A 7110-nucleotide genomic window follows, 5' to 3' on the forward strand; every position below is an offset into this window, starting at 1 on the left:
GCTCTGTGCTGCCTATGTGCTGCCTGTTTTCCAGGGGTATCTCCATGAAGGAATTGAGGAAACTGACGAGGGCTGATGTCGAAGACCTGCCTGTCGGGGCGCAGGTGAGTTGTGCCTCCGTTCCCGGCTTCATGGTGCGGCGGCAGGGAGAGAAAGCCCCGGTGTTCGTTTTCTCCTACCGCAACCAGGACGGTGGCCAACGGAAGATCACAATCGGGCGGTACGGCGCCCCCTGGACCTTGGACATGGCCCGAAAGCGGGCGCAGGAGCTGCTGAACGAGGTAAAGGTAAAGGGCCGCGATGTGGCGGCGGAGAAGCGCGCGCGGCGGGAAGCCCCCACGATGGCGGAGCTATGCGACGAGTACCTCACTGCGGCGGCGAAGGGCGAGGTTCTGAAGCGCGGCGGCAAGGCCAAGAAGGCCTCAACCATCGCCACGGATAGGAGCCGGATCGAGGCGCATATCAAGCCGCTGCTGGGCAAGGAAAAGGTGCAGGGCGTCACCAGTAAGGATATTCAAAAGTTTCTGCGTGAGGTCGCGGCGGGTAAAACCGCAAAGCGCGAGAAGGGGGAGAAGGCTCGTGTCCTGCACAATGTCCGTGGTGGAAAAGGCGCGGCCTCGCGTACCGTGGGCTTGCTCGGAGCCATTTTTGAGTACGCGGTAAAGGAGGAGATGCGGGCGGACAACCCGGTGCGCGGAGTGACGCGCTACGCTGATAACAAGAAGAAACGCCGCCTCTCGGATGAGGAATACGCCGCGCTTGGAGACGCCCTGGTGGCATTGAGCAACGAGATGTGGCCACCTGCCCTGGCGGCAATAAAATTTCTAGCCTTCACAGGCTGGCGCTCTGGTGAAGCCATCAATCTGCGCCGTGGCGATATGCACCAGGATGGCCGCCTGGCAATCATCGATACGAAAACGGATGCCAGCGCCCGCCCCCTGGCCAGGGTCGCGGCGGACATATTGCGCGCCCAGGGTAAGGGTAAGGCCGATGAGCTTTTCTTCCCGCCCACGCGCGGCGGCGGGGTGATGAGCGGGTTCCGGTCCTTTTTCCAATGCGCTGTGGACAAGGCCGGGCTGGATAAGAGCGTTACACCGCACGTCCTCCGGCATTCCTTCATTTCAGTCGCGGCGGACATGGGGCGCCCGGAATCGACCATCGGCGCGCTCGTGGGGCATAAGCAGCATTCCGTGACTGGCCGGTACACTCACCACGCGGATGATGTGCTGCTTGCAGCAGCGGATGAAGTGGCGCTGGAGATTGCCCGCCGTATGGGGCTGGTGCCGGTGACTGAGGAAGGCAACATCATCCCCTTTCCCGGCGCGGAAATTGTCGCGTGAAGGCAGAATAGGAAATCCAAAGCATTTTTCTTCAAAAAAACGTACTCAATAGGATTTCGCTCTATTCCATTGATCGGGCTTTATATGTTTATACTCGCTTCCCTTTTATTACAGGAGCGAGCCTTATGTCTTCTCCCACCTCGGATTGTCGCCGTCTTCTCAAACGCAAAGAGCTGGCGGAGTCGCTGACGGAGGAGGGATTTCCTATTAAGACGTCAACCTTGGCTGTGTTTGCCTGCCGTGGCGAGGGACCGCCTTTCACGAAGTGGGGTTCGATGGTGCTGTATGAATGGGGAGATGCGCTCGAATGGGCGCGCAACCGTCTCTCCAAGAAGGTCCATTCCACGGCAGAGTTGAGCAAGCTGAGTGTGAACGACAACGTCACGTCATCCTCGGACGCCATCTAAAGAAACACCGCCAAACTTTCGCCTGGCGGCGTTCTCCCTCTTAAGAAAGGATTGTGACAGCAACAGCACAATCCTACGTCACGGAGTTTCTGCGGGCAACGGTTTCTGGCGGTCCATCATAAAGGGACTGCAAATATGAGCGGTAAATTCTTCGCCGTTGACCGTGAATCTTGGGGTGCCGCGTGTGCCCTGGGGCTTAACCCAGCGTGCGCCTATCTGGTCATGGCAGCTGGCACTGGCGGTGACAATCGGCGCACCGCATGGAGTGTTCACGCCATCGAAAAATATGCAGGCATCGGGCGCAAGCGCGCACATGATGCTGTTGTCGGTTTGATCGAGGCCAGGCTCGTTCGCAAGGTCAAAGACACTGGGCGTCCCGCCTATGTAATCGGCCTAGATGGCGCCGAACGGAATAAGGGCGATGCACTAATCTGGCTTCCCAATGCCCTTGTTACGGGCCTCACAGTGGGCACTGACTCCCCCCTAGCGCAGATTCGTCAAACACAAAATCAGAATGCCCTGAGGCTGCTTATCGAATTCTATGGAGCGCACCGGCTTCTTGATGACAGTGGCATAGATCGCCGAGCCTTGCGGCAAGAGTACACTGCAATGCACCTCTACGAACGCGGGCAACATGTGGTTTGGGCGTTCACGGCTGGAGTACGCCGTGCGTGGCCAGATAAGCTCCCGGCGCAAGCCTTTATGACAGGACGCATAGAAACAGTAGATGGCCAGAAACGGGATGCTGGCTGGCCAGTATTTTGGGAAGCTCTGAGTCTATTGGCCGCAATCAAGCTGCTCGAATTTGTCCCGTATCTATTCGAATCTGGAGACAATGGTGAGACGCTACACGCTGTCGGCTGGTGGAGTGGTGAAGAAGCCGAACGCACGGCGGCTGTGGCTGCCTCTCGGGCTGGCGCAGTGCTGCTTGACGCCGCCAGCCGGAAGAAGATTCCATCTAATGCCTTGCTTATCCCCGCTCCTCGCCACCTCGGCGAGGTACAGGTCGTAGGTATTGCCCGGCTGAAATTCAGGCCGCGCACATCCATGACTGCCGCGTGGTTTTCCGGCATGGAGGAGCAGAATCGCCGTGCCGCCGCGCGATACATGGAAATTCTGTCTCAATACTCACCTGCCGCAGAAGTAAATTAAAGCCGACATGCAACATCAAGGTGTATCAAGGTAAATCAAGTCCTTTTCAACAGACGTAGAATCATTCCGATTACTTCGTAATCGGCGGCGTCCCGCCGCGAATCTCGCCCTCATCGTCGTTTGTGGCCATGGGATGAATACACGGGAAACCGTATGACCACTGCCAGGTAGGTGGCCGCACCACGGACTCGACTAATCGCACCGGAAGGGTGGATTCGTAGCAGTTATGTCCTGATAACGCGGATATAGAAGACCCCGCCGTCACCCTCTCTGTGTCGGCGTAAGGGGGGATATTAGGGGATTCTGAGCCTTGTTTCACTCCCCCGTGCATCCCTTGCCAAGGTGAGGAATATCCGAATTCTCAACTCTGCACTATCTCCAGAATTGCAAAATTCATTTGAGCTACAAAAGAAAACCCTACGCCCTTCATTTGCGGTGCCGATAACGTGCAATCATCGTGATGAGAATTTGGCTCCATGAAAAACCCTGCTTTCTCGAAATCCGCCGTTCGCCTCGAAGTCCAACAAGCTGCACTCGCCGCTGCACGCGTGACGGGCTGGAAGCACGTGGATCGCGCCTCCCTCGTAGCCCGGTTCATCGACCGCGCGCCGCAATCGAGCATCTACAGATGGATTGCAGAAGCCAAAAAGCAGCCCCTGGCCCGCACCCCCAAGGAGATGTTGACGGATGCCCGCTCCGGTGACGCAGGCACGGTGGGGAGCGTCGTGCGGGAAATCCAAGAGCGCGTTGTCCCGCCGTCTGCCGCTGCTCGCGTACCCCCGCCCTTGCCGCTGGCGCTGCCCCTCCCCACGCTTGATGAAACCGCCGCCGCTGTGGTGCCGGTCATGGCGCTGGTCTGCCAGTGTATCCAAGCCGGGCAAGATGTCATCGCAAAAGCGCGCGGGGTTGACGGGGAGGTGCGGAACGCGCGTCTCTTACTCCAGGCGGCGGAAAATCTAAGGCGTTCGCTAGAAACTGCCGTGAAGCTGCAAGAAGCCATCCAGGACGGTGCGGAGGTGGACGAGTTCCATCGTGTCGTGCTGGCAGAGGTGGCCAAGGCGGACCCTGCCACCGCTGCGCGCATCCGCACCCGTCTGCTCGAGGTTAATGCCTCCTACACAGCCCGCTTGAACGGCGGAAACTGATGCAGGGTTAAGGCACGAAATACTCAACCGAAGGGGGCAATTTTGCGGCGGCAGCCGGAGAAAAACTCTCACATGTTGAAACAATTTGCACGGGGGTGCCATCATGCATGGTGTATGAAACGGTTGGGCCGGTCATTGCGATTTGCTGTTCGCAATCCCCGTACCCTTTCGTTTGGTAGTAATCAATCTCTGCCACGGCACCAGAAGAGACTACGTGTAGCACCGCGACGATGTACCAGATCATTATGTAAGCCTTCCCCGATAAAGTTGAGTTTTGCAGTCTAGTCGAAGGGCGTTTTCCACCCGGCGTCCCTTTGAGCCTTTGAGGGCGCCAGAATTCTATGACACGAGTCATAACGAATAGGAACTATCGTTCCTGGAATTATCCTTCCTGCCTGGGCCGATTGAGGCCATGGACCTTAAAGATGCCGTGGCCATCAATCTCCGCAGGCTGCGCCATGAGGCGCAGTTGACCCAGGAGGAGCTTGCCAGCCGGGCCGAGGTCAGCTCCCGTTATATTGGGGCGATTGAGCGGGCGGACGTTTCTGTCAGCGTTACAGTCCTGGGCCGCATTGCGGATGCACTGGGGATTAAGCCCGAAGAATTGCTATCTGAAAGAAAGGGTTAGCTCCTTTGCACGCCAAGGGAGCAATGCGGGGGCTATCAGTGCTGGGGGAGGTAAACCATGGCTCCGCGCCGCCTGCTGTCACTCCAATATGCCGGGCGCTGACGGCACAGGCCCAAATAAACGGAAACCCGCGCAATTACTGCCGGGCGAGTATCGTAACCGCCTTGCCTTGACCACGGGCCCTATGTTGTAGTAAGGCGTCGACCCATTTGTTCTTGTTTTGTCTGTTTTCGAGGAGGACGGTATGGACTATGTCAAGCCCAGCCCCCTTGGGGCAAGCAAGAAGGCCGTTTCAAGTTTTGCGGAAGTTGTGGCTCGGCATCTGAAGTATCAAATTGGCGAAGATATGCGACTGTTCGTGGCGCGTCTTGGTGGTCGGATTTCGTATAATGAGTCTGTGCGTCCCGGTGCCGAAGAACCTGAGTCGATCATCGTGCAGTCGAGCGGGGAGTTTCAGATTTTTCTTCCCACAGTGACAACCCTGGAACGGGACAGATTTACCATCGCGCATGAACTCGGGCATCTATTTCTTCACTTCCCAAAAGTGAAGCATGAGAATCCTGGGCGCCCGATGGCTGCAACACGCCGAGTGGACAAAGATGACGCTGAACAGCAGCGCGCCGAGTGGGAGGCTAACTGGTTCGCTGCGGCATTCTTAATGCCCGAAGAACCGTTCAAGCAGGCCTATCAGCAAAAGAATATTTCTGATTTGGCATCTCATTTCGGGGTTAGTCAGAGCGCAATCAAAGTTCGAGCGAGTACGCTTGGACTCTGATTCGACCAGTTGCCCCTCCTATCGGATCAGGTTGTTCATGTCGGTGGACTTAGTAGGGTCAACTGCGTTTAAGGCCGACAAGAAACATGCGGAACCACTGAACGGCAGTCCATCACCTCCATGGATAGACGAGTTTCGGGCGTTCTATAAAGCATTTCCTGTCGAGGTCAGAGCGGCCTACCAGCGCGTGATTGGAGAGCTTGGAGACGAGTGGCAAGGAGACATAGACAACTGCCCCAATGTTTGGAAAACTATTGGAGACGAGATCATCTTCTGTGGGCGCGTCCGAAGTGTCGAACATACTGCCGCATCCGTGTCCGCTTTTCTTAAGGCCCTAGAACGTTATTCTAAGAGGCTAGAGGGTGACGATAAACCTCTACGTTTGAAAGGAGCGGGGTGGCTGGCGGCTTTTCCGGCTCCTAATATTAGCATTAATGTTACTTCCGATCTGGGCGCCGCTCAGTCCAGAGATACTGCTCTCAGCGAAAATACCGAGGAGTTTGAGCAGGCTGTGGACACTACTCCAAGTCGGTATGATTTCCTGGGCAAAGGAATTGATACGGGCTTCCGTATTGCAAAGAATGCGTCGGAAGATCGCTTTGTATGCTCGGTACAGCTTGGCTATGTTCTTGCGCGCGCCGCGACAAAAAGAAAATTCTCGTATTCATTTGGCTATCATGGGCGTGAACCTCTGAAGGGTGTCATTGAGGGAGCGCCCTATCCAGTTGTTTCGGTGGATACTGAACGCAGTGAGATTAAGTCAAAGCTCAAAAGCCGGGAAGCTGCGCTAACCGGCGAAGCGACAATTCTGCCCCACGCGCTATGTGACTTCTTAGAGACCTTCATGGAAGTCGCCAACATTGATAAGCCTTGCCTCGGCGAGGGGCGTGCAGATTGGAGCGAGAGTTTTCCAGAAAGTTATGTTCAGTACCAAACTGCGTTTGAAAAATATCTCAAAATCTATAACGAGAACCTCAATCAGCTCGCTGAAGAAAACGATCCACCGAACCCCGATAATAGTTCGCTTGCTCAACCAGAATCGTTTCTCTTGAATGAGTTTCGGCCTGCCGCCGATATTGGAGGGCAGGAAAGCACACAACAGCCGCAAGCTGCGGTGGATGGAAATGGAGAGACGACACTGCCAGCTTAGCCGGGCCGGTCCTAGCTTGCCGTCTGACGGAGGGTATCACCCCGCGCGACGGAGGCTGTAGCCGTTGCCCTGCTTCCCGGCCAGCCCCATGCGGACGAGGCCGGAGAGGACGGCCTCCACTTTCGGGCGGATGGTTTTGCCGGGTTTGAAGTGGACGAGGATGTCGCCGGTTTCCAGCGCCGGGGCATTGGCGAGTAGGGCCATGATCTCCGCCGTCTGTTCCATCTCGCTGGCGGGGAAAGGCTTGCGGGTGGCGGTTTCCTCCTGCGCCTGCTCGCGCATGGTGCCCAGCAGGTCCAGCTTTTGCAGCGCCGTGCCGAAGCGGGGGATTTGGTATTCCGGGCGCAGCCATAGAACCTTGCCGCGCGCTTCTTCCGCCAGCCGCGCCTTGTTCAGCGCCACCAGCCGGGAGAGGATTTCCGCCTCCGGCAAATCGGCGGGCCAGCCATAGGTTTCCGCCACCGCCGCATCCAGCCGGTCGTGAAGCTCGTTCAGGATGAGGACAAGTCCATT

8 protein-coding genes and 1 pseudogene are annotated in these 7110 nt (G+C 56.9%); 7 read left to right on the forward strand and 2 right to left on the reverse strand.

Annotation, left to right across the window (positions count from 1 at the left end; translation table 11 throughout):
- Positions 1 to 14 precede the first annotated feature (14 nt).
- The 4 genes from LI953_RS05770 to LI953_RS05785 all read left to right on the forward strand — a co-directional run bounded on the left by LI953_RS05770 (position 15) and on the right by LI953_RS05785 (position 4044).
- Positions 15 to 1340: a site-specific integrase gene (locus LI953_RS05770; protein WP_227075081.1), complete on the forward strand. Its 1326-nt coding sequence runs from the start codon at positions 15 to 17 to the stop codon at positions 1338 to 1340.
- Between the two features lie 125 nt (positions 1341 to 1465).
- On the forward strand, positions 1466 to 1747 hold the full coding sequence (locus LI953_RS05775) for a hypothetical protein (protein ID WP_227075082.1): 282 nt from the start codon (positions 1466 to 1468) through the stop codon (positions 1745 to 1747).
- A gap of 135 nt (positions 1748 to 1882) precedes the next feature.
- The gene (locus LI953_RS05780) at positions 1883 to 2899 is read left to right on the forward strand and encodes a hypothetical protein (protein ID WP_227075083.1); all 1017 of its coding nucleotides are present in this window, start codon (positions 1883 to 1885) and stop codon (positions 2897 to 2899) included.
- Between the two features lie 476 nt (positions 2900 to 3375).
- Entirely contained in the window at positions 3376 to 4044 is a 669-nt protein-coding gene (locus tag LI953_RS05785; protein WP_227075084.1) for a hypothetical protein, read from the forward strand.
- Positions 4045 to 4051: 7 nt separating this feature from the next.
- On the opposite strand, the gene LI953_RS05790 is transcribed toward LI953_RS05785, so the two are convergent.
- A complete protein-coding gene (locus LI953_RS05790) occupies positions 4052 to 4288 on the reverse strand; it encodes a hypothetical protein (RefSeq protein ID WP_227075085.1) in 237 nt (78 codons plus the stop codon).
- 168 nt (positions 4289 to 4456) lie between these two features.
- Here LI953_RS05790 and LI953_RS05795 point away from each other — a divergent pair, with 168 nt between their 5' ends.
- The 3 genes from LI953_RS05795 to LI953_RS05805 all read left to right on the forward strand — a co-directional run bounded on the left by LI953_RS05795 (position 4457) and on the right by LI953_RS05805 (position 6597).
- Positions 4457 to 4672, forward strand: a complete 216-nt coding sequence (locus tag LI953_RS05795) for a helix-turn-helix domain-containing protein (protein ID WP_227075086.1) — start codon at positions 4457 to 4459, stop codon at positions 4670 to 4672.
- Positions 4673 to 4916: 244 nt separating this feature from the next.
- The gene (locus LI953_RS05800) at positions 4917 to 5447 is read left to right on the forward strand and encodes an ImmA/IrrE family metallo-endopeptidase (protein WP_227075087.1); all 531 of its coding nucleotides are present in this window, start codon (positions 4917 to 4919) and stop codon (positions 5445 to 5447) included.
- 37 nt (positions 5448 to 5484) lie between these two features.
- On the forward strand, positions 5485 to 6597 hold the full coding sequence (locus tag LI953_RS05805) for a hypothetical protein (RefSeq protein ID WP_227075088.1): 1113 nt from the start codon (positions 5485 to 5487) through the stop codon (positions 6595 to 6597).
- Between the two features lie 36 nt (positions 6598 to 6633).
- Here LI953_RS05805 and LI953_RS05810 read toward each other — a convergent pair.
- Positions 6634 to 7110, reverse strand: a pseudogene (locus LI953_RS05810) (class I SAM-dependent DNA methyltransferase); the annotation flags it as partial.

Origin of the sequence: Acidocella sp. KAb 2-4 (genome assembly GCF_020567705.1) — a bacterium.
Taxonomy (GTDB): Bacteria; Pseudomonadota; Alphaproteobacteria; order Acetobacterales; family Acetobacteraceae; genus Acidocella.

Excerpts from the sequence above, each read along its gene's own strand:
- LI953_RS05770 (WP_227075081.1), top strand. The coding sequence starts at position 15 with ATGTGCTGCCTGTTTTCCAGGGGTATCTCCATGAAGGAATTGAGGAAA.
- LI953_RS05775 (WP_227075082.1), top strand. The coding sequence starts at position 1,466 with ATGTCTTCTCCCACCTCGGATTGTCGCCGTCTTCTCAAACGCAAAGAG.
- LI953_RS05780 (WP_227075083.1), top strand. The coding sequence starts at position 1,883 with ATGAGCGGTAAATTCTTCGCCGTTGACCGTGAATCTTGGGGTGCCGCG.
- LI953_RS05785 (WP_227075084.1), top strand. The coding sequence starts at position 3,376 with ATGAAAAACCCTGCTTTCTCGAAATCCGCCGTTCGCCTCGAAGTCCAA.
- LI953_RS05790 (WP_227075085.1), bottom strand. The coding sequence starts at position 4,288 with ATGATCTGGTACATCGTCGCGGTGCTACACGTAGTCTCTTCTGGTGCC.
- LI953_RS05795 (WP_227075086.1), top strand. The coding sequence starts at position 4,457 with ATGGACCTTAAAGATGCCGTGGCCATCAATCTCCGCAGGCTGCGCCAT.
- LI953_RS05800 (WP_227075087.1), top strand. The coding sequence starts at position 4,917 with ATGGACTATGTCAAGCCCAGCCCCCTTGGGGCAAGCAAGAAGGCCGTT.
- LI953_RS05805 (WP_227075088.1), top strand. The coding sequence starts at position 5,485 with ATGTCGGTGGACTTAGTAGGGTCAACTGCGTTTAAGGCCGACAAGAAA.